The following is a 26,639-nucleotide window of genomic DNA, read 5'->3' as shown; positions in this document are numbered from 1 at the left end:
AAACGGCCACTGGTGACATCGAAATCCTTACCTGAACAGTAAAAGGCTTCGGTGGTGGCTCTTTTTCAACGTTTTTCTTACTTTGGTTTGTGGCTGGTTTACTGACGAACCAGCACCACCAGCTCTTTCGGGCCATGTACGCCATAGGCCAGCGTCTGCTCGATATCAGCGGTCTTGGATGGGCCGGAGATCAGCAGCGCATTGGTTGGCATAGCCTGCCCTTCTGAAGCACCACCCCAACCTTCAGACACAATCACCTCATGAAAGGTGTTCTTCAGCTGATCCGCATCGACCACGGCAAAGTGAATCGGCGGCACCAGTGTCATCAGACGAGGCTGATCCGTATCCGGCCAAAGCACCAGAGAACCGGTTTCTGCGATAGCAGAGCGCACATCTGTGATAGCGGCATCGACATGGGAGAACAGCTCTGCTTTCCAGCCTTCAATCGGCTGATCATAGGCCAGCAATTCAACGTCACCTTCTTTAAGGGCTGCACGGGTATCCACACCCACCTGCGCCTGCATCGGTGTCAGCAGGTTTTTCACCTGCTTTTCGGCCATGAGTTCTTTCAGCTTTTCCAGCCAGTTATCCTGACTGACACGGTGAACTTCGGCGTGTACGGATTCGATCTTCTGCTGGAAGAGATCCAGCTTTTCACTGTCATTCCACTGCTTCTCCGTGACAACGGAGAAGTCGCTGACCGGAGCCGTCAGCGCACCATCACGACGATGGCGCAGACGATTTAAAATGGCATCACGGGCGCTCATCACTGATCTCCTCCGTCTTTTTTCTGGCTACGCGCTTTCATCTGTTGGTGCAGGGTGGTTCTCGCAAGCTTCGGTGCGGTACGGCAATTGGTCCAGGCTCCGAGGTTGCTGGGTACGAGACCACGGAATACCGTCGCAAGGCCGGTTCCGGTACGGTACAGACCGCCGTGCTTGTGCATCTTCGCCCAACCTTTCCAGATCAGAGGCTCCATGCCTTTACGCTTGATACCCCGACCTTTAACGGTGGAGTTGTCATTATCTTTATCACCGGCTACGGATTCTTCCCGCAGACGTACCAGCAGTTTTGGAATCGGAATTTTCACCGGGCAGACTTCACCACAGGCACCGCACAGTGACGATGCGCTTGGCAGATCTTTGGAATCATCCATGCCGACCAGATGCGGCATCAGAATCGAGCCGATAGGCCCCGGATAGGTGTGACCATAAGCATGGCCACCAATGCGGGTATACACCGGGCAGTGGTTCATACAGGCACCGCAGCGGATGCAGCGCAGGGTGTCTAAAAGCTCGTCGTCCTGATAGATATTGGAACGTCCGCTATCCACCAGTACCAGATGCACCTCTTCCGGCCCATCCAGTTCGCCTTCTTTGCGCGGGCTGGAGATCATATTGAAATAGGTGGTGATGTGCTGGCCGGTAGCTGAACGGGTCAGAATCGACAACAGAGGCGCAACGTCCTCCATGTTTTCCACCACTTTTTCGATACCGGTAACCGCGATATGTACCGGTGGCACCGTGGTGGTCAGACGACCATTACCTTCGTTCTCTACCAGACACAAGGTGCCGGTTTCGGCCACGGCAAAGTTCACACCGGACACGCCCACGTCGGCTTTTTCAAAGCGCTCACGTAACTGCTGACGAGCTTCTGCGGTCAGATATTCCACATCCCGGGATTTGTTAGTGCCGGTCTTCTCATGCATCAGATCAGAGATCTGATCAGTGTTCTTATGGATCGCGGGCATGATGATGTGCGATGGGGTTTCTTCCGCCAGCTGCACGATATATTCGCCCAGATCGGATTCCAGCGCCTCGATACCATGCTCTTCAAGGTAATGGTTCAGCTCCATCTCTTCGCTGACCATCGACTTACCCTTGATCACGCTCTTGGCGTTTTTCTCGTTGCAGATATCGAGAATAATTTTGCAGGCTTCATCGCCATTTTCCGCCCAGTGTACCTTCACACCGTTAGCGGTCAGGTTAGCTTCCAGCTTCTCCAGCAGTTCCGGCAGTTTGGACAGCGCACGCAGACGAATAGCCGCGGCCAGTTCACGGGTACGCTGCAGCTCATCATCCGATGGAAACGCCAGCTGGCGTTTGTCCATCAGACCATCCATCGCCTTACGGAAGTTAGCGCGGATCTGAGGATTGGTAATCGCCTCGTGGACACGGGGATGGAACTCCTGAACCGAACCCTGGGTGGCTGACTGATTATGACTCATGGCAGCGTCTCCACAGGAAGCTGGCGATATGTTCGCCGTTAAAGTCTCTCTTCATGTGCTCAGCCGCACCTGTGATATTCATCATGCAGCCGCAGTCACTGGTGATCATGGCATCAGCACCGGTGGCATCAATCGCTTCCACCTTATCGGTTACCATCGCTTCGGAGATCTCCGGATGACGTACCGAGAAAGCACCGCCAAAACCACAGCACTCTTTAACGCGTGCCTGTTCAACAACCTCAACATTGGCCATCTTGTTCAGCAGAGCCGGCCCCACTTCACCCAGTCCCATTTCACGACGGGCGCTGCAGGAGGTGTGCATCGCCACCTTAATCGGCTCACCTTTATCTTCGATCTGCATGTGGCAAACGTGCAGCAAAAATTCGGTCAGCTCGTAAATACGGCCGGCAACCTCTTTTGCCAGCGCCTCTTCCGGATGACCGGCAAACAGCTCCGGATAATGCTCGCGCATCATGCCCGCACAGGAGCCGGATGGCAGCACAATCAGATAATCCTCAGAAAACAGCTTCAACTGGGCAGCAGCAACTTCCCGGGCCTGATCGTGATAACCCGAGGTATACGCAGGCTGGCCGCAACAGGTCTGATCCTGCGGAAAGATCACTTCGATGCCTTCCTGCTCTAACAGTTGAATACCGGCCATACCGGCATCCGGGTAGAAAAGATCCACCAGACAGGTGCCAAAGAAGTAAACCTTCTTAGGTTTTGGGGGATAAAGCTTAATACTGCTCATCGCTAATACACTCGTATTATTCAGCGCTGCCGAAACAGTGCTATTTATGTCGAAGCATCCTGAGATGTCAGGCCGTTGCTGGTGCCAGTGAACCGGCACTGTGTCCTTGAGATTGTATCTTTGAGACTGTGTTCTTCAGATCAGGTTTTAACCCACTGACCGAGGGCTGATGACGCTGGCGGAAACCGCAGCGTCATCGCTGGCCTGCATCCGGGCGGATACAGGCTTAAGTGGCTATTCGCTTAACCGTAAGCCATGGCAGGCAGCCAGAGCACCAGTTCAGGCCAGGCAACAATAATCGCCAGCGCCAGCAACTGAATCAGGATGAAAGGAACCACACCTTTATAGATATCAGACAGCTTCACATCCGGTGGGCAAACACCTTTCAGGTAGAAGATGGAGAAGCCCACGGGCGGTGTCAGGAAGGATGTCTGCAAGGCCATCGCCACCAGCATCACAAACCAAACCAGCTCCGGGTTATCCACCACACCGTAACCATCGATATCCAGGCCCAGTGCAGAGATCACAGGTGCCAGCAGTGGCAGTGCAATCAGGGTGATCTCAATCCAGTCCAGAAAGAAGCCCAGCAGGAAGATGATCGCCAGTACACAGGCAATAATGCCGTAAGTACCGAATGGCAGGCTGGTCAGCCAGTGTTCGATCAGCTCATCACCGCCCAGCTCACGCAGCACCAGTGCAAAACAGGTCGCACCCAGGAAAACCGCAAAGATATAAGCCGTGGTGTTATAAGTACCCTGTGCAACTTCTTTAAAGACTTTGAAGTTCAGCTTTTTGTTGTACCAAGCCAGGAGGGTCGCACCCAGCGCACCAACACCGGACGCTTCCGTTGCGGTCGCAATACCGGCAAAGATAGAGCCCAGTACCGCAACAATCAGGGCAACCGGTGGCAGAATACTTTTGAACACCGCAAGGATCATCTTCATCTCAACCGGCTTAGCATCTGCCGGTAGCGGTGCCGCAGAAGGCTTAAAGATGCCTACGGACAGAATAAAGACGACATACATAAAGCCCAGCATCAGCCCCGGAATCACTGCGCCCATGAACAGATCGCCCACAGACAGCGCCAGCTGATCGGCCATGATCACCAGCATGATAGATGGCGGAATCAGAATACCCAGCGTACCGGCAGAAGCGATAGTGCCCAGCGCCAGCGGCTTAGAGTATTTCTGCTCCAGCATAGCCGGCAGAGACATCAGACCCAGCAGTACAACCGACGCACCCACAATACCGGTGGATGCCGCCAGAATAATACCGATCAGGGTGACCGTAATCGCCAGACCACCACGAACGCGACCAAACAGCTGCTGAATCGAATTCATCAGTTTTTCAGCAACACCGGAACGGTCCAGCATGATACCCATAAAGATAAACATGGGCAGGGCCACCATGACCCAGTTATCCATGATCTTATAGATACGGTTCACCACCAGACTCAGGGTGAGCATATCCAGACCGGTAAAGGTATCCAGATAGATATCCGACAGGTAACCGATAAAGGCGAACGCCACGCCGACGCCACCCAGAACAAACGCCACCGGGAAACCGGTGAACAGTAACACGATGAAGCTAAGGAACATCGCGATGACAAGAATCTCATTTACTTCCATCTGACGAACCCCTTACTCACCTTTTACCAGACCAACCACATCACGCATCAGGCGCGACAGACCAGCCAGGAATAACAGACCAAAACTCAGCGGAATCACAGACTTAATAATCCAACGATACGGCAGACCCGTTGGTGATGCTGAGCTTTCTCCGATCCGCCAGGAGTCATACACAAAAGGCAGGCTCGAATCGAAAACCACATAGACAAAAGGGAACATCAGAAACAGGATGCCAAAGATCTCCCACAGGCGCTGAGCCCGGGTACTGAGTCGCATGTGAAAAAGGTCAACACGGATATGGGAGTTGGTCACCTGCGCATAGGAGACACCAAACATCACACCGACAGCATAGAGGTGCCACTGCAGCTCCTCCAGCACAACAAGACCATGATTAAAGCCATAGCGCAGAACAACCTGCACAATAATGACCACCATAAGCACGACATAGGCCCAAGCGAAAATCTTGCCCGCTGACAGGACAATCTTGTCCAGAAAGTCAGCTAACGGCACATTTACCTTGGGAGAGGACGTTGTGTGAGACACAGCCACGCTCCTGAAAACATCTTTGGGGGAATTAATGGCACAACAATAAGGAAGGCCGGATTTGGTTGGCCTCTGGCCGGCAAAACCGGCAGGCAAGGCTTCTTTAATTCAATCACAGGGCAGGTTGCTAAACACTTCCCCTTATTGGGTTAAAGAATATCGGGAGACCCTGAGCCTCCCTATATCTCAACCGGTCGCTGACCGTTCAATAATCCAGGCCGAATTACTGACGTGGCAGATAGCCGTTCTGTCCCCAGACTTTGTAGTCTTCGCGGAATTCATTCAGGTCATCCCACACTTTCTTGAAGAAGGCATCGTTTGCAGCTTCTTCCTGCACCACCTCTGTCCATGCAGACTTAAATGCATCCAGCATGGTGTCGTTCCACTTCATGATTTTCACGTTGTTTTTCTCAACGTTCTCATTCATGACAGCAAACTGGGTCGCTTCACCTTCAGCGAAGGAGTCAGCCATAGACGCTTTACATACCTGATTCATGACCGCCTGCTGTGATTCAGACATCTTGTTCCAGGTGTCTTTGTTGATCAGCAGTTCAAAGATGGTGGACTGCTGGTGCCAGCCAGGGAAATAGTTGTACTTCACAATTTTGTGGAAACCCACACGGGTATCGACCGCTGGCATGGAGAATTCGGTCGCATCAATGGCGCCTTTTTCCAGTGCCGGGAAAATTTCTGACCCTGGCAGCAATGACGTAGAAACACCCAGTTTCTCCATCACCTTGGCACCCAGACCGAAGAAGCGCATACGCAGGCCTTCCAGATCTTCAGGCTTCTCAATCGGTTTTGCGAACCAACCGGAGGTCTCCGGTGGCGTAATCGCACACGGCAGTACTTTTACGTTGTAGCCTGCCTGATCATACATTTCCTGATACAGCTTCAGACCATTGCCGTAGTACATCCATGCCATGTATTCACCGGCATCAGGTCCAAACGGCACTGCAGAAAAGATCGGAGATGCAGGAATCTTACCCGCCCAGTAACCGGCAGTGGTGTAGCCTGCATTAATTTTACCGCGGGAGACCGCATCCAGAATTTCGAAAGGCGCCACCAGCTTACCCGGCTCATACACTTTCATACGGATGCTGTTGTTGGATACCAGCTTAACCTGCTCGGCTACCTTCGGAATTGGAGAGCCCAGACCTGGCAGGTTGGTTGCGAATGCCACTGGCACTTTAAGTAGAATTTTCTTATCAGCGGCCTGCGCGTCCAGAGCGATACCGGACACAGCAACAGATACGGAAGCTGCTGCCAGAGTGGCTTTCATCATTTTTTTCATGATCGATTCCCGTGCGTTTGGATTTGTTTATTTTTATCAGTCACCGGGAACGTCTTTGCGCGCTAATCGACGGCATGTCCCGGTAAATCCTCAACAGAACCAAATTGGTCAAACCAATTTACAAGATTCAGTAAGCAAAGATAGAGACCTTATCCGCCTCTTGTCAAATATCTTTGCACCAGAATACAACTTAAGTATCAGTCACTGCCCCTCCGTGGTGCTTAAAACGGTAAGAAATCCGTCATATCCACTAGAATGCCGTAAAGACGGGGTGTTAAAGACGCAGCAACATTCTGAAAGGCAGGCGATTTATCTTTTATCGGGGAAAATGATTTTTTTCAGGCTTAAGTTCTGATGCCGAACAGGAATTGACAGTTCATTTTTTTGCCACTAGCATTGGTATTACCAATTTTATTCGGCATTTTTTTGGCAGATTTAGTTGCTAAATCTGCACAGCACCGTCATCTTTTGCCTCTTACCATTAATTAGCCACCCCTACTATTTAAGCTCACTTAGGTTCACCACAGTGGAAAGCAGCAACTACCGTCGGGTTAAACAGCCCAAAATATCAGACATCATCATGCAGCAACTGGAAGGGATGATTCTTGAAGGAACATTCAAACCGGGACAGAAACTGCCGCCGGAGCGAGAGCTGGCGACTCAGTTTGAAGTTTCGCGCCCTTCGTTACGTGAAGCGATTCAGAAACTGATCGCCCGGGGCCTGCTGTTCAGCCGTCATGGCGGCGGTACTTATGTATCGGAGCAGCTGGGCACCTCCTTTACCGATCCGCTGCAGGATCTGCTCAGCTCCCATAATGAATTTCTTTATGATCAGCTGGAGTTTCGTGATGCTCTGGAAGGTATCTCTGCCTACTACGCGGCTCTGCGCAGCACCGAGGCCGATAAAGAGATGCTCACCAAGCGTTTCAATAACCTGATGGCGGTGTATGAAAAGAACGATCCGGTTCTGGAAGCCAAGGTAGACGCTGAATTCCATATGGCCATCGCCGAAGCGGCCCACAACGTCGTGCTGTTACATACCCTGAGAGGCCTGTTCAGCATGCTGGAAAAGAGCATCGTTGCTAACCTGAAGAACCTGTTCGAGAAAAAAGAATCCCGTCCTATCCTGCTTGAACAGCATAAAGCGATGTACGACGCCATTATGGAAGGCAACCCCGATAAAGCCCGCGCCATGGCTCACGAGCATCTGGTTTTCGTTGAAGACAGTCTGCTTGAGATGAGTCGGCAGGAAACCCGCGTACAGCGCTCCCTGCGTCGGGCGCAAACGCAACCGGTGTAACCGGAAAAAACTATGGCAAACCCAGCATTTCAGGATCAGCAGGACAGTGGCAGCAACCTAACCAGCAGTTTAGGAATGCTGCTACTGTTTGTCTTTATTATCTGGCAGGTAGCCGCCTGGACGGAGCATTATGAGCTCAGCAAACTGGAGGCCCAGGCCCGTAACGAACTGACCCTGAATGTCGCCAGTCTGCGTGGCAAACTGGATAAATATGAATTTCTGCCGGAGATCCTGGTCAACAAACAAAATCTGGCGGATGTTCTACGGGAACCTCAATCCGATAAAATCCAGCAGCTGAATGCAACCCTGAAGAACTTCAAGCAGATCACAAACGTTTCTGATATCTACCTGTTAGATGCCAATGGCACCACAATAGCGGCCAGTAACTGGCAAAGTCCGAAAAGTTTTATTGGTAAGAACTTCAGTTACCGGCCTTACTATCAGCAGGCGATCAAAGGCAAGCCAGGCCGCTTTTATGGCTTGGGCACCACTTCCGGTGAACGGGGTTATTACTTCTCTTACCCGGTTTTCAGTGGCTCACCCATTGGTGTTCTGGTGGTCAAGATTGTCGTACGTAATCTGGAAATCCCCTGGAAAGACCCGGCGACCGAATTTATTGTCACCGACCCTGAAGGCATCATTTTTATCAGCAGTAAGCCGGAGTGGTTGCTGAACAGCATCCAACCGATCAGTGACGACGTCCGGAGTCAGATTCGTGATTCCAAGCGTTATGGTGACAAAGAGATTGTTCCACTGGCTTTTAAATTGGCAGAAACGTTTGGTGACGGGCAACTGGTCAAGGTCGCTTCTGGTACAGAAAGCAGCAAGGCGCAGGTTAACACTTATCTGCAGTTTAACCGCTCTATGCCGAACGCGGGATGGCATCTGCATATTCTGAAAAGTACCAAAAGCGTACGAACCGAGATCCTGAAAAACGGTCTGTTAGCTGCCGGTATCTACATGGTGCTGGTACTTCTCACGCTATACAGTCTGCAACGCCAGCGCATCCATCGTGAGCGGGTGCGTCACGACCGGGAAACCAAGAAAGCGCTGGAAGCCAACGAAGCGCGCATTCGGGCCATTCTGGACAATACCAAGGCCGGCATTATCACCATGGACCGAACCGGTAAGGCCGATTACATCAACCCCTCCGCCGAAGTCCTGTTCGGCTATCAGCTGCATGAACTGCACGGCCATAATTTTTGTGACCTGATCCATCAGGATCACCGGGACAGCTGCCAACTGGCGCTGATGGAAGCCAGTAGTCACCCACTGGAAACCCTTGGCCTGCGTAAAGACCGTCGGGCGGTTCCTATTGAGATTGTGGTTAGCCGCATGAGCCGCAGTCAGGGCTCTGACTATATGATCACCCTGCACGATATTACCGAGCGGAAACAGCACGAAGAAGCGCTGCAGGCGGCTTATGATGAGATGGAAAGCCGGGTTGTTGAGCGAACCCAGGATCTCACCGAGACCAATCAGCGACTGAAACAAGAGATTGAACAGCACAGAAACACCACAGAAACACTGCAGAAAACACAGGATGAGCTGATTCAGGCGGCCAAGCTGGCGGTACTCGGCCAGATGAGCGCCAGCATCAACCACGAGTTGAATCAGCCTTTAGCAGCGATTCGTGCCTATGCAGAAAACAGCATGACCTTTATCGAACGTGACCGTTCCGATATGGCCAGCGAGAACCTGCAGCAGATCGTTGAGCTGACCGACCGCATGGCAACTATCAGTGCCCAGCTGAAACTCTTTGCCCGTAAGAGCGAAGGCCAGCTGGCAGTTGTTTCTACTCAGGCGACCATTGAATATGCTTTGCGTCTGTTTCGGCCTCAACTGGAGAAAGAACAGATCGCCCTTGAGGTCAGCCTGCCGGAGCAGGATCTTTTTGTCCGCGCTGATGCGGTTCGACTGGAACAGGTGATTGTTAACCTGATCAGCAACGCCTTACTGGCGGTCACGGGAAGAGATGAGCGCGGGATCAGGATCAGCCTGCACCGTATTCATGAGCAGGATACTCTGGACGATGCCGTCAAAGGACAGATCTGCATCGATGTTGCTGACAGCGGCCCCGGTATTGCCGATGAAAACCTGCGCCAGATCTTTAACCCCTTCTTCAGTACCCGGGAAGGAGGCAAAGGGCTGGGACTGGGGCTTTCAATCTCCTACCGGATCATCAGTGATTTTGGTGGTAACATTACCGCTTTTAACCGGCCAGAAGGTGGCGCAACGCTGCGGGTAAGCCTCCCGGAGGCCCAAGCCTCCGAAACTCTGTCGGAACTGGAATGCTCAACAGATAATTTACAGCCGGGAAAAACCTCCTATCGTTAACGGCCCATCTTAGAGCCGATAACGGTTGATATAAGCCGAAAACAGCGAGAAGTTTATGAGCCAGTCCACCGACGTTTTTGTGATTGATGACGAGAAACATCTTCGGATTACCGTGGCACAAACTCTTTCGCTGGCAGGCTACAACCCAAAAAGCTTCGACAATGCCGAGCATGCTCTGCACCAGCTCTCCCCAGACTGGGACGGTGTCATCATCTCGGATATTCGTATGCCAGGCATGGATGGTCTGGAATTTATGCGTGAAGCCCTGCGCATCGACCGCGACATTCCTATCATCCTGATCTCGGGTCACGGCGATATCTCCATGGCGGTCAATGCAATCCGGGAAGGCGCATATGACTTTCTGGAAAAACCCTTCTCCAATGAGCTACTGCTGGATGTGGTCAAACGCGCGGAAGAGAAACGTCGTCTGACACTGGAAAACCGCCAGCTGAAACAGGATCTGGAAGTACACAGCGCTCCCGGCCCGCGCATCATCGGTAAAACCCGCAATATGCAGCAACTGCTGCGCATGGTGGGGCAGGTTGCCCCCCTGCAGACCGATGTGCTTCTGTTTGGCGAAACCGGTGCCGGTAAAGATCAGATCGCCCGCTTTATGCATGAACACAGCCCCCGTCAGGGTAAAAACTACGTTGCCATCAACTGTGGTGCGGTACCGGAATCCATTATTGAATCCGAGCTGTTCGGCCACGAGCCCGGTGCTTTTACGGGTGCTCAGAAGCGCCGCATCGGTAAGTTTGAACATGCCAATGGTGGCACCCTGTTTCTGGACGAAATCGAAAGCATGCCGCTCTCTCTGCAGGTGAAGCTGTTGCGTGTCCTGCAGGAGCGCTGCATCGAGCGCTTGGGCAGTAACGAGCTGATCCCGCTGGATATCCGCGTCATCGCCGCCACCAAGGTGGACCTGAAGCAGGCGGCAGAAGAGGGCAACTTCCGGGAAGATCTCTACTACCGGCTGAACGTGGTCACGCTGGAAATTCCGCCCCTGCGGGAGCGTATGGAAGATATCCCCCTGCTGTTCCAGCACTTTGTACTTGTGGCATCGAACCGTGTTGGCCGCGAAGCACCGCCTCTGGATGGTGGTCATATTTCCGTACTCATGAGCCACAACTGGCCGGGCAACGTGCGGGAGTTGCGCAATCTGGCCGAGCGTTATGTGCTTTTAGGGGAAACCTGCGATTACAACCTTGAACAGCTGATGTACGGCGAAGAATCCACTGCTCCCCTGACCCTGCCGCAACAGATCGAGATGTTTGAGCGCAGCCTGATCGAACAGGAACTGGCCCGCCAGAAAGGCTCCATCAAACTGACCATGGAAGCCCTCGGCCTGCCCCGAAAAACCCTGTACGACAAACTGAAAAAATACGGCCTGAAACGGGATGACTTTACCTGATCACCGCCAACAACAGACCACCTGAAACAGATCACCGGACAGATACCTCATTTGTCCGGCCAAACCGAAACCTGCTAACCTGCGTAGTAAGACCCATAAAAAACACGGGGTTACTCTATGTCATCGTCTCAGTCACCATCAGCGTCATCAAACACTACGTCGGGCAAGTCATCCGCCCCTTCCATCGCCATTATTGGTGCCGGTCTTGCGGGTTGTACGCTTGCCCGCCAACTGGCCGATGCTGGTTGCCTTGTCACTCTGTATGAGAAAAGCCGGGGTACCGGTGGTCGTCTGGCAAGTTGCCGCATCGGGAACGAAACGGCTGACCTTGGCGCCAGCTGGCTGGAGTGGGAAGCCAAACCGACAGCCCATAACCTGCCGTTTCAGGATTGGCTCTCCGAGCAGGAAGCTGCCGGACACCTGCACCTCTGGCAACCCATTACTCAGAACTTCCAGCGGGAAGCACAACCCGACCGTAAACGCTACGTGGGCCACAATCGGCTTAGCGCACTAACCCGCTCTCTGATTGATCACGACAATATTCAACTGCACAACGAAGTCCGCGTCGAATCCATCACGCCTAAGATCAGCATCTCAGGCAACCGCCTTAGCCTCACAGATACGGCGCACAAGAGTCTTGGTGAATTTGATCAGGTAGTCGTTGCCACACCCGCACCTCAGGCCGTTCCCCTGCTGAAAGCAGAGCCTGCACTGCAGGCATTAGCACAACAGGTTGAGCCGGATGCCTGCTGGACACTGGTGCTGGGCTATGAGACGCCATTAAGCACGCCTATTGAACTGTTTGAAGGTGAGCATCCCATTTTGCGCCGCGTAGTGCGGGACAGTCGTAAACCGGGGCGTCATCCATCCGAGGATGTCTGGGTGATTCAGGCCAGAGCCGACTGGAGTCTGCAGATGGTGGATGATGAGAAAGAGCACGTACAGAAAGACCTGGAACACGCGTTCCATCAGCTGATGCAGTCCCAGCCGATTGCAGACAGCGCCCGCTGCCATCGCTGGCTGTACAGCACCTGCACCAGCCTGAATCTGGATTCCGGTTTTCTGCATGATCCGCAAACCGGACTTTCTGTTTGTGGTGACTGGCTGGCGGGGTTCGGCTTTGAGGCCAGCTGGCAATCCGCCATGGCACTCAGCCACGCCCTGCTGACTGACCTGAAAAGCACGCCCTGACGAAATAATTCCAACCGACCGACTACTAATTACCAACTACCAACTCTTCTGCCAGCTCCAGCGCACTCTGGGATCCGTCATCAGGTACCAGAGTTCGCTGATGGGTGGCGCGACGGTAATAATCAGCCCCATCAGCAGGCTCAGCATCAGAATGGTATTACCGATGTTCTGGTAGTCGAACAGCTTAAACGCGGTTCCGAAGGAGCGCTTGATACGCGCATTGGTCAGATCTACGCTGTAGCACTCATCTAATGCCAGATGGATCAGGTAGCCGATCAACAGACTCACCCCCATCAGCCAGCTCACCTCTTCCGACAACCCCACCGCCCGATAGGCCAGAAATGCGGAGAAAACTGCGAACAAACAGCCTGCCAGCAGGGAATGAAAAATTCCCCTGTGTACGGTAAAGCGGGCAAATATATACCAGACACCATAACGCACAGCGATAAAACTGATGGTGCCCGCCACCCATAAGCCTGCGATAGGTACTTTGTCCGCCAGGGCAACGACAGACAACACCGCTGCAATCCCACCCAGAATAGAAAACAGCGCCCGCACCACATTGGAATGATCGGAGTCGATATCCGGCAGAATGCCGCCAATCATCACCAGACACCAACCGGCAATCGCTTCGTTCAGCGTCATCAGATTGGTCACTAACGCGCCGGATAACACTAAACCACCACCCAGAGCAGCGCCCCCCAGATGGGTCTGAAAATTGGCCATAGCTTATCCCTTAAAAACACCATGCAAACTAAAGACACACTCGCAAGCAGGATCAGAACGGACACAGAAATAACAAAACGGCCTGACCACTCATACAATGAGCAAGTTAATGCATATAAAAACAAAGAGTTAACACCTCGAAGCATAGCGATTACTGGAAATAAAACCAGTAATAAATCCGGTGTTGATCCAGGTCTTTAGTGAGGAAAAGCAAGAAAGGGGATGTCCGGAGCCTAGCATTGAGCAAAATACCAGACTCCGTCGTTAAAAGTGCTCAGGCGGGCTTAACGTGCAGTTCGAACAGATCGGGGTCCAGCCAGAGATTAGCCTGTTGAACCTTCTTAAAACGCAGATCCACCGACAACAGCTGCTTCAGCTGCTTGCGGTCTTCCGGGCTGGCGTTACAGCCCGTGACAACCTGTTTTACCAACCCCGGCGGAAAGTTAAACAGAAAAAACTCCTGATTACCGGCCGTAGCGACTTTGTCTGCGGCGTCTTTCGGGCGCACCAGACGCACTTCCTGCTCAAAGCTCCAGCCTTCACCACGGTAAAACAGCGATGGGAAAGGCTGCACTCGGGCCTTAACCGAAGGGCGTTCATTGGAGTAGGTCACAGGGCGCAGTACCTGTGGTTGCTCTTTATGCTTGGGGTTCATAAAGTAGCTGTGGCCGCCATCCAGCTCTACCACAAAGCCCTTGTAGTTATCACCGTAGCGTTCCCACAACACAGGATTATCCGGTGACTTAAACAGACGGCAGATCGCAAGGGATTCCAGTTTTTTCGGATCCGGCAGTTTTTTCACTTTTGGCTGCTGACGCTGACGCATCTGCTTTTCAATCGCCGGGCGTTTTTTGGCCGCCTGCTCACAGAAATACTCTTCAGTGACCAGTGACTGCATATGAGCAGGTAGAGCAGCGTACTGACGACGCAGTTCTGCCTGAAAGGCTTCGTTGCTGATCGGTGTTTGTTCCGGCGCTTTGCGAACAGAGGGACGGTTATTCTCAAACGGATCCTGCCGTTCCAGCGCACCACTAAAATGCAGGCGGTTATTACGCAGTACATCCAGATGGCGGAAAGAGAGGTAAAGATAGAGCTTCATTGCGTGTAGTCGTCCCGGAGATCACTAAGTCAGAGTGCCATCAGTCTCAGCCCGATGGACAAGCCAGATCATAACACTCTGTCAGCGCTTTCGGGATACGTCGGGCTTTGCCCTTGCTCATAGTGGTGCAGACGTAATGGCTGTAGGCTTTGAAGAGTGTCTTGCCGTCACCGATGCGTTTGAGCTCAAAACGGCGGAAGGCGCTGATGCGGTTATGACGCTCCAGCCAGGTCGCCATGATCAGCTGATCGCCTTCATGGGCGGGAGCAACATAATCCAGCTCATGCCGGTACACCACCATGGCGACATCCCAGGCTTTATAACACTCAAGGGTGATCCCCAGCTGATGGAGATGCGCCCAACCCGCTTCCTCCAGCCACTTCAGGTAGACCGCATTATTCACGTGGCTGTAATGATCGATAGCATCAGAGGAAACGGTAATGGGTAGCAGAAAAGGTTGCTGCTGTCCCTGTTCCGGCAACCGCCAGTTCAGGGAATCCGCATCTGCCACCGAACTGTTATCCACAACCTCCTGTCCGGCAGCCGGTGTGGGTAACCTGTTTTTATCGCCTCTGGTATCAGTCACGGAAAACGCGAACCACCAGAGATTTCAGATAAGCAGTCTCCGGAATCGCCGGATGTACCGGGTGATCAGCACCCTGATGACCCTGTTCCAGAATCTGCGCCTGACGATCCACGTGGCGGGAGGTGCTGCGCACGATGTCGATCAGACGATCATAGGCCAGATGCATCGAGCAGGACGCGGAGATCAGAATGGCGTCTTTTTCCAGCAGGCGCATCGCCAGCTGGTTGATACGCTGGTAAGCCAGCTCACCGTTTTTGATATCTTTGCGGCGTTTGATAAAGGCAGGAGGGTCAAGCACGATCACATCAAAGCGCTCACCTTCCTGAATCAGCTGTTTCAGGGCTTCAAACGCATCCCCCAGCATGGTTTCCACTTTATCCTGTACACCGTTCAGCGCGGCGTTCTTTTCCACTTCATCCAGTGCGGTTTCAGAGGCATCCACGCAGAGCACAGAGCTTGCGCCAGCGGCAGCAGCCTGAACACCCCAGCCACCCACATAGCTGAACAGATCCAGCACTTTTTTGCCTTTGCAGTAATGCTGCAGGCGGGCACGGTTCATACGGTGATCGTAGAACCAACCGGTTTTCTGGCCGGTGAGAATCGGCACATGGAACTTAACGCCGTTCTCTTCCAGATACACCTCATCCGGCAGCGTACCGCGGGCGACACGGGTCTCTTCTTCCAGACCTTCCAACTTACGCATACCGCCGTCGTTACGCAGTACAATCGCCTGCGGCTTAACCACCTTCTCCAGCGCATCCAGAATATCCTCTTCCAGCACCTGCATACCGGCGGTGTTCAGCTGTACCGACAACACATCGCCAAAACGATCCACCACCAGACCCGGCAACAGATCACTCTCCCCGTACACCAAACGGTAGTGCGGTGTCGGGAACGCCAGCTCACGCAGACCCAGTGCGATCTTAATACGGTGCACCAGCAGGGGTTTGTCCAGTACCTGCTCCGGATCCTGACTGATCATACGGGCACAGATCAGGGTCTGCGGGTTGATATAAGCGGTGCCCAGCACCTTGCCGTTATAACCCTCAACGATCACCTGCTGCCCGGTAGTGTAATTGCGCAGTGGCGAGATTTTAGTATCGACTTCGTTGCTGTACAGCCAGATATGACCGGCACGGATACGACGCTCAGCGTTTTTACGCAGGCGCAGGGTGGCAAGGGGGCTTGATGACATGATCTTCTCTCGTCGGCAGGGAAATCCAGTTTTGCCAGAGCCTCTGCTCTGCAATGGGCGAGCATTATAGCTGACAATACTGTTATTTAAACTCGGCAATGGGTTCTCAGTTATACAGTTACTAAAAAGTTACTGAATCATTGATATAATAATTGTCTTCTGAGACCCAGGACCTAGATATGCCATCTAACAATATGGATACAATTACAATCAATGTTGCAGGAGAGCAGCAAGATTACTGTTTAATGCATATCTATAATTTGCAGATCACTATTCCCAATTTTGCATTTGAAGATGGTCGAATTGATACTGTTACCATTCATGTGAGACCGACGAACCATGTCTATAGCAGAGCTCTCGAAAAGCAAAAAGACGACATGGATAAGCTTAAGAAAAGTGGGCATCTACTTCTTAAGTATGAACATATCCCCTCAGATCCCACACAAGAGACACCGAACAAAACATTATCATCTGATATTAGAGTGTTTTGTCCTGAGAAATACCAAGCTTCACTTCTGCTAACTGATTTTGTCCAAGCACTAAACACACACCCCAAAAATATATGTGCTCTGGCCAATAAAGGAGATGATCGGACCTGCCTTAGTGCGCTTTTTAAAGCTCAATCGGATAGCCGATTCTATGTCGTGCTCTTCCGCTTTCACAAGAAGGCCAACAATGAAGCAAGCATGGTAATTGAAACTGCTTTTCTAGCCGAGGAAGACGACTTCAGGGTAAAAATGCTCAAAAACCCCAAGAATAAACCTAACACTCGTCCTTTTTTGATTTTGCTCAGAAATATTTTTGCTGGGAGGAGACCTTTCGAGGGCAGGTCAACACCAAAGAAACGTAGCCGAAGGAAGACACAAAAGAAAAAGCCCTGAGCACTCGTTAGAGTATTCAGGGCATAATATTTCCGAGATCCCTATTTATCTCCGCTTTGCGGAGCGCAAAACCAACTGGTTCGCGGGAGGCGAGGTTTTTAAAGCTTTAGTAATCTAAAGCTCGCAATCCGAACGATCTCGCTCTTACTGAGTGACAGTATATTCTGGAGTGAGGGCTAAAGCAATCTACATAGACTATTTGGCGTCTGACTTATCCAGATAGAGGCCGCCTTTACGCTCACTCAATGCTGCAAAGCGCTCGCAGGCTTCATCATCAGCAAAAGCGGCCACCGGAACCCAAATATAGTTCACACCCCGATACAGCAGAAAACCACGTGGGGTACGAACCACTTTAGAGATATCATCCCAGCCAAACTGACCTTCAACTTTATCGCCGGTTTTTGCGCTGACACCCTCGTCATCAAACTGCAGGCTGATCTCTTTATCTTTCTGATCACTTTTCTGAAAACGGCTCAGCAGCAGCTTTTTGTGCATGCGGCCACGGATCAGAAACCAGTAGATCGCCAGAATAAAAGCCATGGAATCAGCGGGCTGAAAACCACGCTCCAGCATCATAAAAATACTGAGCAGAATCAGAGCACCCACCACGAAGGTAACTATTTTTTCACGGGTGTTTCCGGCACCAAATCGGGTATGTTCGTCGTTGGCTTCCAGATAAACCTGCTCACTCCACAGGTATTTGATTTCGATGGCGGACATAGGGTCTCCTGTAAGATCGCCGGCAAAAATGCCTGCCCGTCGAGGCAAACCGCGGGCTGAAATAAGTTGAGTACACGTTAATGCGCATTAAAAAGGCGCTAAGCATAGCAGAGCGCCGGACAGGATAAAGTAGCAGTATGGCGAATGCCAAAGTCCGCTTCAGACCGGTTAAATCACCCGCACCTGAATCGGGTCCTGTTTACCCTTCATACTGATATCCCGGTAGATCGCAGGCAGATTACCGAAAAAGATGTCATCGTCCCGCGCAGCCTCATTAACGACCGCCTGAGAGATCAGGAGTTCCCCGCCAAGGGCCGCATCACAGAGTCTTTTTGCGGTATTTACCGTATCGCCGATGATGTCGTAACTGCGCACCTTCTCGCCACCGATCAGGCCTTCTACCAGCTCGCCAAAGTGAATACCCGCTCCGGCAGAGAGGCCGTAATCCTGCAGTTGTTCGGTTAACCGCTCCCGCATCTCTTTACCGGCTGCCACCGCTCGCACCGGACGATCAAATACCGCCATAATCTCATCACCGGTGTGCTTCACTTTAATCGCTTTAAAGCGCTCACAGATGGGTTCTGCCGCAGCAAAACAGGCGTTGAGCATGGCGACGACCTCTTCCGGCGTCTGGCGTTCGCTCCATGCAGTAAAACCCCGGATATCCATAAAGAGCACCGCCCGTTTTTTGCGGGATAGCCCCAGAATATCCTGATCCCCCACTGCACGATCCAGCAGTTCGCGCCCCAGCAACCATTCGGAATAAACCTGCAGCTGACCGGCAGTCACCTGCAGCGTCTGCAGATAACGTTGAGCGGTCCAGTAACTGAAACCAACGATCAGACCCAACAGCACAATCACGATGGAAACAAACAGATGGCTGTCGTCACTGAAAAAGTGCATCACCCCTTCAAGGCTGGGAGCATCATGGATTTCAAAGATGATATACATCACCAGCAAAATGGAGGTGCGGGAGAGGTGTTCGGCCAGTAGGGCGTAAAGACGCAAGCCCTGGGGTAGCCAAAGCTGCAATTGTTGCAGACCTCCCACCAGAAGGGCGAAAACCCAGTAAGCGATATGATTGGGAGATTGCCAGAAGGCTGCGCCCTCAAGGGCGACTTCGATCAGCGTATAAACCGCAGGGCCGATCAGGTTGCCCAGAAACGGGGAAGGACGTCCTTCATACTGGCGGCTACCCAGCCACCACGCCTGAACCAGACAGGCCAGAATCAGCGTGTAGAAATCCGGCTCGAAGACGTAATCCGAGAAACCTTCGATCAGCAGCTCAAGAATAATATTCGCTAACGGAAAGTGGATACTGTTGGATAACAGTTCCAGCGCGATGCTGTGACTGCGACGCCCCCGTAAACGGGCTTCAACACCCTGAAGGGCCAGAGGGTCTGAACGGTGTCCGGTTTGCTGACGGGCGGTCATGGTAATCTCTTATTAACGGCTCAACGGCTATCGGCTCTGTATCACTGATCGCCTGATTCTATCGGCCTTAACGGCAAGAAACCTTAAGACGGAGAATAGTCTTAAGGTTTCAGACCGGCTTCGCCTCAGGCCAGATGCACCTGCGCATTTTCCGGCAGGCCATCGCGCTCACCCAGCGCCTGACGCAGCAGCTGCTTTTTCACCAGCGGGGTGTTGTTCACCAGACTCATGCCGGTATTACGCAACCAGCGCAGGGGCAGAGGCACAGGGCCGTAAAGGCGTTTAAAGCCTTCCATCAGCGCCATCATTTTTAGGTTATCCGGCATGCGGCGGCGCTGATATTTACCCAATGTCTGCTCAATACCCAACGGCTGCTTACGCTGCCAGGCAGCGGTCAGCTCTTCCACCAGGGTAGCGGCATCCAGCAGGCCAAGGTTTACGCCCTGCCCTGCCAACGGGTGGATGGTATGAGCCGCATCACCGGCCAGCACCAGTCCCGGCTGCCAGTAGCGTTTGGCATGCCGCTGACGCAGCGGGAAGCTGAAACGGGGATCACAACTCAGCACCTTGCCCAGTTTGTGTTCAAAACTAAGCGTGAGTTCAGCACAGAAGCTGGCCTCATCCAGCGCCATCAGACGGGCGCATTCGTCCGGCGTGGTAGACCAGACGATAGAGCAGTAATGCGCGTCACCGTTGAAGGTGATCGGCAACAGCGCCAGCGGCCCAGTTGGCATAAAACGTTGCCAGCAGGTGCCCTGATGAGGCTGTTCCAGTTTAATCGTGGTAACAATCGCTTCGTGATCGTAGTCCCATTCACGGGCTTCAAAACCACCCCATTCCCGCAGGCGGGAGCGGGCACCATCGGCGGCAACAATCAGACCAGCCTGCAATACGCGGCCATCCTGAAGGTACACCTGACGCTGGGTCCCGTTCTGGCCATTTTGCTCCAGAGCCGGGCTGATACCTTCGATACGGATACCGCGATGCCAGTGAATATTGTCAAACTGCTTACTTTGTTCAACGAGGGAGGTCAGCGTGACGCTGTTCTCCACGATATGACCGATATTTTCCGCAAAAACATCGTCACAGTTAAATTCGATATGACCGGTGCCATCCGCTTCCCAGACCTTCATCTGCTGGTAGGGCGTCACGCGATTTTCGATCATATCACCCCAGGCGTTCAGGCTTTCCAGAAACAGTCGGCTGGCTTCCGTCAGCGCACTGACCCTGGGATCAACAGCTTCCGCATTCCAGACCGGCTCCTGATCCGCCGCTTCCAGAATCGCGATCTTCATACCGGTTGGCGCAACGCCACAGGCAACCGCCGCACCGACCATGCCGCCTCCAACGACGATCAGGTCGTACTGCTGTAGGTTCTGATCGTTTTGCTGATTCGTCTCCATCAGAGCTCTCCTGCCTGTTTCTGTATGCGTGTATCTGCGGACTGTTTTTCTGCTATCAGCTGTTTCAGGCGCACTGAGGAGCCGCCAATCCCCATCGCCTGACGGGCAAACCAGCGCTTGGCGGGTTTCAGTCGATCCAGCAGCATCAGACCACCGGCTCTCAGGTGACCCAGCACCGGATTTCCGTTGGCAAACAGACGGATCAGACCATCGCTGAAACCGATGACCGCATCCTGATCCTGTTCGCGACGCTGCTGATAACGCTGCAGCACGGAAAGACTGCCCAGGGCTTCACCATTTTGCGCCGCTTCGTGCAGCACACCGGCCAGCTCGGCAACCCCTCTTAACGCCAGGTTGTAACCCTGACCCGCTACCGGATGCATATAGTGGGCGGCATTACCCAGCACGGCTAAACCGGGACGCACCTGCTCGGTGGCGCGTACCAGCGTCAGTGGATACTGATGGCGCTCACCAATGCGTTCAATATCACCCAGACGGAAACCGAACAGCTGCAGCAGCTTTTGCTTAAATTCCGCTTCGGTCAGGGCGTTAACGTCATCGATCTGATCAGCAGGAACCGTCCAGACCAGCGCAATATCGTTAGCCCCCGGCAGGGGCAGCCAGGCCATAGGACCATCCGCGGTAAAGCGTTCAAACGCCCAGTTTTTATGGGGCTGGCTCATGGTGAGATTACAGACGATCGCGTACTGATCATAAGGTCGGATATGGTCGCTGATATTCAGCTGCTGCTTAAGGCCAGACTGGCCACCATCCGCCAGCACCACAAGACCCGCTTCAATGATGCGCTCTTCGCCATCATCGCTCTTTAGGGCAAGCTGATGACGCTCTGCCTGAACCTCAAAACCTGTTACCTGAAACGGGCATAGCCATTCCACATGCTGCGCCTGTTGAACGCCGTTTAACAGGGTCTGACCCAGAGCGATATTGGGTGCGACATAACCCAGCGCATCTACATGATGATCTGCTGCATTAAGGCGGGTTGCGCCAAGATGGCCTTTGTCGGAGACATGAATCTGTTTAATCGGTGCAACGTGGGATTCCAGCTGCTGCCAGAGGCCGATCTGCTCATAGATATGACGGGTGCCCCAGGAGAGAGCGGTTGAGCGGGCATCATAGCTGGTTTTGATCTCAGCCGGCTCACTATGAGCGTCTGCTTTGCCCGTTGGGCTATGGGCGGTAGCTACCGCCTCGACCACGGCGATCGACCAATTATGCTCACGGGCAAAACCTTCCAGTGCGCAGGCGAGACTCGCCCCCACTAAACCACCACCGATAATGGCAATATCGTAAGCGGGTATCTGACGGGCTTCCTGAGAAGCCGAAGCGGCTGTTGTCACCGGTTGTCTCCTGTCTGTGACCTGTTTCGGGTCGTATTCGCTATGCGGTCAGTGCAACGCCCTGACCGGCCATAAGTGCTTCAATTTCTGCAATATTTTTCGGTACTCCCGAGGTCATCACCTCAGGGCCGGATTCGGTCACAATGACGTTATCTTCAATACGGATGCCGATTCCACGCCAGTGCGCATCTACCGTCTCATCGTCATGGGCGACGTACAGCCCCGGCTCGACAGTCAGCACCATACCCGCCTCAAGCGGCCGTGACTGACCATCAATCTTGTAGCGACCGGCATCATGCACATCAATGCCCAGCCAATGGCTGGTGCCGTGCATAAAGAAACGACGATAGCTTTCCGATTCGATCACATCATCCAGCGTTCCGGTCAGAAGCCCCAGATCCAGCAGGCCCTGACAGAGTACATTCAGCGCCGCGCGGTGTGGCGCATGGCAATCCAGCCCCACCTGTACCTGATCAATCGCCGCATACTGAGCTTCCAGCACCACCTGATACAGGGCGCTCTGCTCGGGGCTGAACTTACCGGATACCGGGAAGGTTCGGGTGATATCCGCCGCATAATGCTGCAGTTCACAACCGGCATCCACCAGCACCAGATCACCGTCATTCAGCGGCTGACTGTTCTCGACATAGTGCAGAATACAGGCGTTAGCTCCGCCGCCAACAATGGTGTTATAGGCCGGAGCACGACTACCGGCACGCATAAAGTGATACAGGTATTCCGCTTCCAGCTGATACTCCATCATACCCGGCGTACATACCTGCATCGCCTTGCTGTGCGTGGCCGCCGAGATCTCAGCGGCCGCTCGCATAATGTTGAGTTCCGCCTCACTTTTGATCAGGCGCATCTCATGGATCAGGGGCAGCAGATTATGCTGCTGCTCCGGAGCGACCTTACCGGCACGGGCTTTCTGACGCAGTTGCTGGCACCAGTCATTAATACGACGGCTCAACGGGTCATCTCCCTGCATCGGGTAGAACAGATGCTGCGCGCCATCGAGCAGTTCTGGCAGTTTGCTGTCGAGCTGATCCAGCGTGTAAGCAGCGCTCATGCCGTAATCGTTTTGTGCCGCCTCCTGACCGATACGGAAGCCGGTCCAGACCTCCTGCGCACGATCTTTCGGCAGAGAAAACAGATGGCTGTCGCCCTCTTTATGCCCCGGCGTTAACACCAGCCAGGCATCCTCTTCGGCAAAACCGGTCAGATAGTAAAAATCGCTGTTCTGACGGAAGGCATAATCCGCATCGTTATTGCGGTAGCGGATCTCTGCTCCCGGCATGATCGCAACACTACCCTGGGGTAGCTGGTCGATCAGACGCTGACGCCTCTGGGCGTATTCATCAGCAGAGATCATCGCTACCTTTTCCGGGGAGACAGCATACGCGCCCTCAGGCGTGATGGTTTTGCGGTTTATCAAACTTTCGCCAGCCTGTGGCGGTTGCTGAGTCATTGTCTGCGTCATAGATACTCCCGTCTGAACGAGCCTTTATACGTTTACGATATCGGTATGCTTTCGAGCCCTTGCTCCTGATACGAAAGAAGGGTTACTGCAGCTTTTTAGCATCCTGGGCAGCTTCATCCAGCTGAGGGGCCGAAGGATTACATTCGGTGTAGAGCATCATAGCCGTCATACGGACATATTCGCTTACAGCAAACAGATCCTGTTCATTCTGCTCATCGTCATCAAGCTGCTCATCCATTTCTGCGATCTTTTCCAGATCTTTGAGAGCATCTTTCAGCTCTTCTGACAGCTTACCTTCTTTATAGCGTTCATTATCCGCCAAGGCGGACAGAAAACCTTCACACCACTCCAAAAGCGTCTGCATGCGTTCGTTAAGGGAGAAATCCTCATCGGCGATCAGTAGCTTAAAACCCAGATCCTGATCTTTGATACCGGTTTCGGTCTGCTCCAGCAGCTCTGCCAGCTCAACTTTTGATTCATCGGAATCCAGCGCTGAGATTTCCATAAACTGCATCGCCTGACGCAGCCAGGTATCCAGATCCGGCATCTGTCCGGCACAAAGCTGACCGCACAGGTCACCATGCAACTCCGCAGGGGCGTGCAAACAGCCATTGCGCAAAAAAAGATCACTGATTTGGGCAAAAACGGGTTGCTGAATCTCAGTTTGCTGTTGGATCTCTGTCATAAGGAATGCCTTTCTCCGGCAGATAGTTTGAACGATATCGGGTTATTCCCATGCGTATAATTGGGAACAGGTTCACGATTACTCAGATTAGGGCCTATTTTGACGAGAAAAAGTACATTTGTCAGGAAGTTAGTATTCATTCACGTGAATTGACCAGTTACAATCGCAGATCTATAGTACGGGTATCCTCAGCTAAAGATAATTTTATGGACACTGACGATTTAGATCAGTTGGAAAAACAGATTCATGAGCTGCTGTTAATTTGCGTAGATCTGCGCAAAGAGAATGAGCAGCTTAAAGGTGATCTTCGCCAACAGGCCACAGAACTGGAAGCCCTGACGCAACAACGTCAGGCCACGGAAGAGAAAGTCAGTTATCTTTTAACCCGCTTAGGGCCATCGGAGCCACAAGATGAGTGAAACTCAAAGCAGTCAAACGGTCGAAGTCAAAATTCTCGAACGTAGTTACGTGGTCGGCTGCCCCCGTGACAAGCAGAGTGATCTGGTCGATTCTGCCAAATACCTGGACCGCAAGATGCGTGAAATCCGGGATAGCGGTAAGGTGATCGGCACAGAGCGGATCGCCATCATGGCAGCGCTGAATATCGCCTATGAGATGCTACACGGTAAGCAGGAAAACAAAGGATCTCAGGAACAGATTCAGCGAATCAATGAAAAGCTTTCCGCTGCGATTCAGGCGCTTCGCCAGAGTGATAAAGATAGCGACGCAGCCTGATTTTTTTATTCACCTGCGTTATAATCTTTTCCTGATTCCTGGGGTGTTCGCCAGCTGTTTACGTCCTCGAGCCTAATTACAAACCCAGGGAATCGTCCGTGAGTACCCGTGTGCATGTCCGCGCGACGGAAAGCCTTAGGTACTTCGATGATTACCCACCTTGAACCTAATTGGTTCAAGGGCAACGACAGCAGCGGCACTTCCGGGTCTTTCCCCTTCTTAGTTTTTCAAGCCTGTTCAGGCCATCTCATGACCGACAAAACGATCCAGCAAAACCGAACGGCACTTCGTCGTGAAATGCGCCAACGTCGCCGGGCTCTGAGCATTATCGAACAAAAGAAAGCCGCAGAGGATCTGAAGTCCCGCGTGTTGGCAATGCCTGAGTTTTTACGAGCCAAAAGAATTGCACTCTACCTTCCGAATGATGGCGAGATAGATCCGGGGCTGCTCATCGAACAGGCTCGTAAAATGGGTAAAGAATGTTACCTGCCGGTACTGCAACCTTTGGTAGAAAACCGCCTCTGGTTTGTACGTTATGATCGTAAAACCCCGATGACCTGCAACCGGTTTGGTATTCCTGAACCCAAATTGAAGGGATTTTCAGATAAAAAGCGCAACCGCTGCCGGCCTGAAGATCTTGATCTGGTTCTCTTCCCTCTGGTGGCATTTGATGAACAAGGTGGGCGTATGGGCATGGGTGGTGGTTTTTATGACCGCACCTTCGCTTTCAGTCGTCATCGCCCGTTTGCCAAGCCTGCAATGATCGGCCTTGCGCACGAATGCCAGAAAGTGGATGACCTGCCCATTGCCGATTGGGATATCCCTCTGCAGGGGGTGGTCAGCGACCGCTATGTTTACCGGGTTTAAAACCCGGTAAACGGAATCAGGTCAAAAAGTCCGATTAACCCCGAATGATACCAGCCCCAGATCCTGGTCTCCCAACAGCCCCGGATCACTCTTTTCAAAGCGCTTCCAGTTCAGCTCCAGCAACCAGGTTTTATTCAGCTGGTAGCCTGCGCCTATTCCCAGAACCGGTACCCATGTTTGACTGGATTTTTTGCTGCGCTCTTCTTCTGTCGATACCAGTGTTCCCGTGGCGGTTTCACTGCGCCCTTTCGCATGGCCTTCTGCCGTCTGATCCAGCCAGGCGACACCCAGAGTACCCTTGAGTGACCATTGCGGGTTGAGGGCATAGCGACCCACGGCATTCAGCACCAGACCCTGCTGCTCGGTTTTTTCGGTTACCGTCCGATAGCGGGTAACACCCGCACCGGTGGTATCCGTTGTTTTTGAGGTGGCCGATAGCGAACCAAAATTCACATAGCTTATCTCGACCGCAACCTGAGGCGTGTATTGATACCCAAAACCCAGAGAAAAAGCGGTATCGCTATCCTCTTGGGTCAGTTTTGCTGTGCCACCGTCAGCAACGATGGCGTCATGAAACGTCTCAAAGTGATCAGTGTCCAGTGAGGTTTGAACCTGTCCCAGTTCTGCCGTCAGATAATAGGGTGCTGCTTGTGCCTGAGACGTGGCTAAAAGCCCGCTGCAGATCAGTAATGGAAGCTGTATTTTTCGTGCGAGTGTCATAAAAAAGCCTTAACGCTTCGAGCGTGCATCATATCGGCTATCGGGCTGGCGCGTGTCCGTCCGATAGC

At 52.8% G+C, this 26,639-nt stretch carries 25 protein-coding genes and 1 other RNA gene; 9 read left to right on the top strand and 17 right to left on the bottom strand.

The features are described 5' to 3' along the window. Positions 1 to 98: 98 nt before the first annotated feature. The 6 genes from AC4GL5_RS00130 to AC4GL5_RS00105 all read right to left on the bottom strand — a co-directional run bounded on the left by AC4GL5_RS00130 (position 99) and on the right by AC4GL5_RS00105 (position 6,443). A complete protein-coding gene (locus AC4GL5_RS00130) occupies positions 99 to 767 on the bottom strand; it encodes a LutC/YkgG family protein (protein ID WP_490380751.1) in 669 nt (222 codons plus the stop codon). Then, positions 767 to 2,227, bottom strand: a complete 1,461-nt coding sequence (locus tag AC4GL5_RS00125) for a LutB/LldF family L-lactate oxidation iron-sulfur protein (protein WP_490380750.1) — start codon at positions 2,225 to 2,227, stop codon at positions 767 to 769. Before AC4GL5_RS00125 ends, AC4GL5_RS00130 begins: the two co-directional genes overlap by 1 nt. Further along, a complete protein-coding gene (locus AC4GL5_RS00120; RefSeq protein WP_490380749.1) occupies positions 2,217 to 2,978 on the bottom strand; it encodes a (Fe-S)-binding protein in 762 nt (253 codons plus the stop codon). Before AC4GL5_RS00120 ends, AC4GL5_RS00125 begins: the two co-directional genes overlap by 11 nt. A gap of 242 nt (positions 2,979 to 3,220) precedes the next feature. Further along, positions 3,221 to 4,606: a TRAP transporter large permease gene (locus tag AC4GL5_RS00115; protein WP_490380748.1), complete on the bottom strand. Its 1,386-nt coding sequence runs from the start codon at positions 4,604 to 4,606 to the stop codon at positions 3,221 to 3,223. A 12-nt stretch (positions 4,607 to 4,618) separates the two neighbouring features. Next, positions 4,619 to 5,149 carry a TRAP transporter small permease subunit gene (locus AC4GL5_RS00110; protein ID WP_490380747.1) on the bottom strand — a complete coding sequence of 177 codons (531 nt, stop codon included), beginning with the start codon at positions 5,147 to 5,149 and terminating at the stop codon, positions 4,619 to 4,621. A gap of 223 nt (positions 5,150 to 5,372) precedes the next feature. Then, the gene (locus tag AC4GL5_RS00105; protein ID WP_490380746.1) at positions 5,373 to 6,443 is read right to left on the bottom strand and encodes a TRAP transporter substrate-binding protein; all 1,071 of its coding nucleotides are present in this window, start codon (positions 6,441 to 6,443) and stop codon (positions 5,373 to 5,375) included. A gap of 580 nt (positions 6,444 to 7,023) precedes the next feature. Between AC4GL5_RS00105 and AC4GL5_RS00100 the strand changes: the two genes are divergently transcribed. The 4 genes from AC4GL5_RS00100 to AC4GL5_RS00085 all read left to right on the top strand — a co-directional run bounded on the left by AC4GL5_RS00100 (position 7,024) and on the right by AC4GL5_RS00085 (position 12,682). Beyond that, the gene (locus AC4GL5_RS00100) at positions 7,024 to 7,743 is read left to right on the top strand and encodes an FCD domain-containing protein (protein ID WP_490380983.1); all 720 of its coding nucleotides are present in this window, start codon (positions 7,024 to 7,026) and stop codon (positions 7,741 to 7,743) included. Positions 7,744 to 7,755: 12 nt separating this feature from the next. Further along, a complete protein-coding gene (locus AC4GL5_RS00095; RefSeq protein WP_490380745.1) occupies positions 7,756 to 10,080 on the top strand; it encodes an ATP-binding protein in 2,325 nt (774 codons plus the stop codon). A 55-nt stretch (positions 10,081 to 10,135) separates the two neighbouring features. After that, positions 10,136 to 11,491: a sigma-54-dependent transcriptional regulator gene (locus tag AC4GL5_RS00090; RefSeq protein ID WP_490380744.1), complete on the top strand. Its 1,356-nt coding sequence runs from the start codon at positions 10,136 to 10,138 to the stop codon at positions 11,489 to 11,491. 117 nt (positions 11,492 to 11,608) lie between these two features. Continuing rightward, complete coding sequence (locus tag AC4GL5_RS00085) at positions 11,609 to 12,682, top strand: NAD(P)/FAD-dependent oxidoreductase (RefSeq protein WP_490380743.1); 1,074 nt, start codon at positions 11,609 to 11,611, stop codon at positions 12,680 to 12,682. A gap of 36 nt (positions 12,683 to 12,718) precedes the next feature. On the opposite strand, the gene AC4GL5_RS00080 is transcribed toward AC4GL5_RS00085, so the two are convergent. From AC4GL5_RS00080 to AC4GL5_RS00065, 4 genes are all read right to left on the bottom strand, one after another. After that, a complete protein-coding gene (locus AC4GL5_RS00080) occupies positions 12,719 to 13,408 on the bottom strand; it encodes a metal-dependent hydrolase (protein WP_490380742.1) in 690 nt (229 codons plus the stop codon). A gap of 274 nt (positions 13,409 to 13,682) precedes the next feature. Beyond that, complete coding sequence (locus AC4GL5_RS00075) at positions 13,683 to 14,507, bottom strand: hypothetical protein (protein ID WP_490380741.1); 825 nt, start codon at positions 14,505 to 14,507, stop codon at positions 13,683 to 13,685. A 46-nt stretch (positions 14,508 to 14,553) separates the two neighbouring features. Continuing rightward, positions 14,554 to 15,093 carry an acyl-CoA thioesterase gene (locus tag AC4GL5_RS00070; protein ID WP_490380740.1) on the bottom strand — a complete coding sequence of 180 codons (540 nt, stop codon included), beginning with the start codon at positions 15,091 to 15,093 and terminating at the stop codon, positions 14,554 to 14,556. Beyond that, positions 15,086 to 16,288, bottom strand: coding sequence for a class I SAM-dependent rRNA methyltransferase (locus tag AC4GL5_RS00065; RefSeq protein ID WP_490380739.1), 1,203 nt, complete (start codon positions 16,286 to 16,288; stop codon positions 15,086 to 15,088). The genes AC4GL5_RS00070 and AC4GL5_RS00065 overlap by 8 nt, the downstream gene beginning before the upstream one ends. Positions 16,289 to 16,467: 179 nt before the next feature. On the opposite strand from AC4GL5_RS00065, the gene AC4GL5_RS00060 reads away from it, so the two are divergent. Beyond that, on the top strand, positions 16,468 to 17,169 hold the full coding sequence (locus AC4GL5_RS00060; protein WP_490380738.1) for a YjaZ family protein: 702 nt from the start codon (positions 16,468 to 16,470) through the stop codon (positions 17,167 to 17,169). A 195-nt stretch (positions 17,170 to 17,364) separates the two neighbouring features. Here the strand turns inward: AC4GL5_RS00060 and AC4GL5_RS00055 are convergent, their stop codons facing one another. The 6 genes from AC4GL5_RS00055 to AC4GL5_RS00030 form a co-directional block, all read right to left on the bottom strand. Next, positions 17,365 to 17,889 (bottom strand): YcxB family protein, encoded by a 525-nt coding sequence (locus AC4GL5_RS00055; RefSeq protein ID WP_490380737.1) that lies wholly within the window; start codon positions 17,887 to 17,889, stop codon positions 17,365 to 17,367. Positions 17,890 to 18,057: 168 nt separating this feature from the next. After that, positions 18,058 to 19,323 (bottom strand): adenylate/guanylate cyclase domain-containing protein, encoded by a 1,266-nt coding sequence (locus tag AC4GL5_RS00050; RefSeq protein ID WP_490380736.1) that lies wholly within the window; start codon positions 19,321 to 19,323, stop codon positions 18,058 to 18,060. A gap of 125 nt (positions 19,324 to 19,448) precedes the next feature. Continuing rightward, the gene (locus AC4GL5_RS00045) at positions 19,449 to 20,726 is read right to left on the bottom strand and encodes an FAD-dependent monooxygenase (RefSeq protein ID WP_490380735.1); all 1,278 of its coding nucleotides are present in this window, start codon (positions 20,724 to 20,726) and stop codon (positions 19,449 to 19,451) included. Then, positions 20,726 to 22,084, bottom strand: a complete 1,359-nt coding sequence (gene ubiH, locus AC4GL5_RS00040; RefSeq protein ID WP_490380734.1) for a 2-octaprenyl-6-methoxyphenyl hydroxylase — start codon at positions 22,082 to 22,084, stop codon at positions 20,726 to 20,728. The genes AC4GL5_RS00045 and ubiH overlap by 1 nt, the downstream gene beginning before the upstream one ends. Before the next feature lie 40 nt (positions 22,085 to 22,124). After that, positions 22,125 to 23,564, bottom strand: coding sequence for a Xaa-Pro aminopeptidase (pepP, locus tag AC4GL5_RS00035; RefSeq protein WP_490380733.1), 1,440 nt, complete (start codon positions 23,562 to 23,564; stop codon positions 22,125 to 22,127). 82 nt (positions 23,565 to 23,646) lie between these two features. Continuing rightward, the gene (locus AC4GL5_RS00030; RefSeq protein ID WP_490380732.1) at positions 23,647 to 24,249 is read right to left on the bottom strand and encodes a UPF0149 family protein; all 603 of its coding nucleotides are present in this window, start codon (positions 24,247 to 24,249) and stop codon (positions 23,647 to 23,649) included. A 206-nt stretch (positions 24,250 to 24,455) separates the two neighbouring features. Here AC4GL5_RS00030 and AC4GL5_RS00025 point away from each other — a divergent pair, with 206 nt between their 5' ends. The 4 genes from AC4GL5_RS00025 (at position 24,456) to AC4GL5_RS00010 (ending at position 25,851) form a co-directional block, all read left to right on the top strand. Continuing rightward, a complete protein-coding gene (locus AC4GL5_RS00025; protein ID WP_490380731.1) occupies positions 24,456 to 24,668 on the top strand; it encodes a hypothetical protein in 213 nt (70 codons plus the stop codon). Beyond that, a complete protein-coding gene (locus AC4GL5_RS00020; protein ID WP_490380730.1) occupies positions 24,661 to 24,984 on the top strand; it encodes a cell division protein ZapA in 324 nt (107 codons plus the stop codon). The genes AC4GL5_RS00025 and AC4GL5_RS00020 overlap by 8 nt, the downstream gene beginning before the upstream one ends. A 32-nt stretch (positions 24,985 to 25,016) precedes the next feature. Next, positions 25,017 to 25,197: non-coding RNA, 6S RNA (ssrS, locus tag AC4GL5_RS00015), on the top strand. A 36-nt stretch (positions 25,198 to 25,233) separates the two neighbouring features. After that, positions 25,234 to 25,851 (top strand): 5-formyltetrahydrofolate cyclo-ligase, encoded by a 618-nt coding sequence (locus tag AC4GL5_RS00010; protein ID WP_490380729.1) that lies wholly within the window; start codon positions 25,234 to 25,236, stop codon positions 25,849 to 25,851. A 21-nt stretch (positions 25,852 to 25,872) separates the two neighbouring features. On the opposite strand, the gene AC4GL5_RS00005 is transcribed toward AC4GL5_RS00010, so the two are convergent. Continuing rightward, positions 25,873 to 26,571 (bottom strand): outer membrane beta-barrel protein, encoded by a 699-nt coding sequence (locus AC4GL5_RS00005; protein WP_490380728.1) that lies wholly within the window; start codon positions 26,569 to 26,571, stop codon positions 25,873 to 25,875. Positions 26,572 to 26,639 lie beyond the last annotated feature (68 nt).

This window comes from Oceanospirillum sp., from assembly GCF_982874595.1.
The sequence above is the reverse complement of the archived record's forward strand: the minus strand, read 5'-3'. Positions and strand labels throughout refer to the sequence as shown.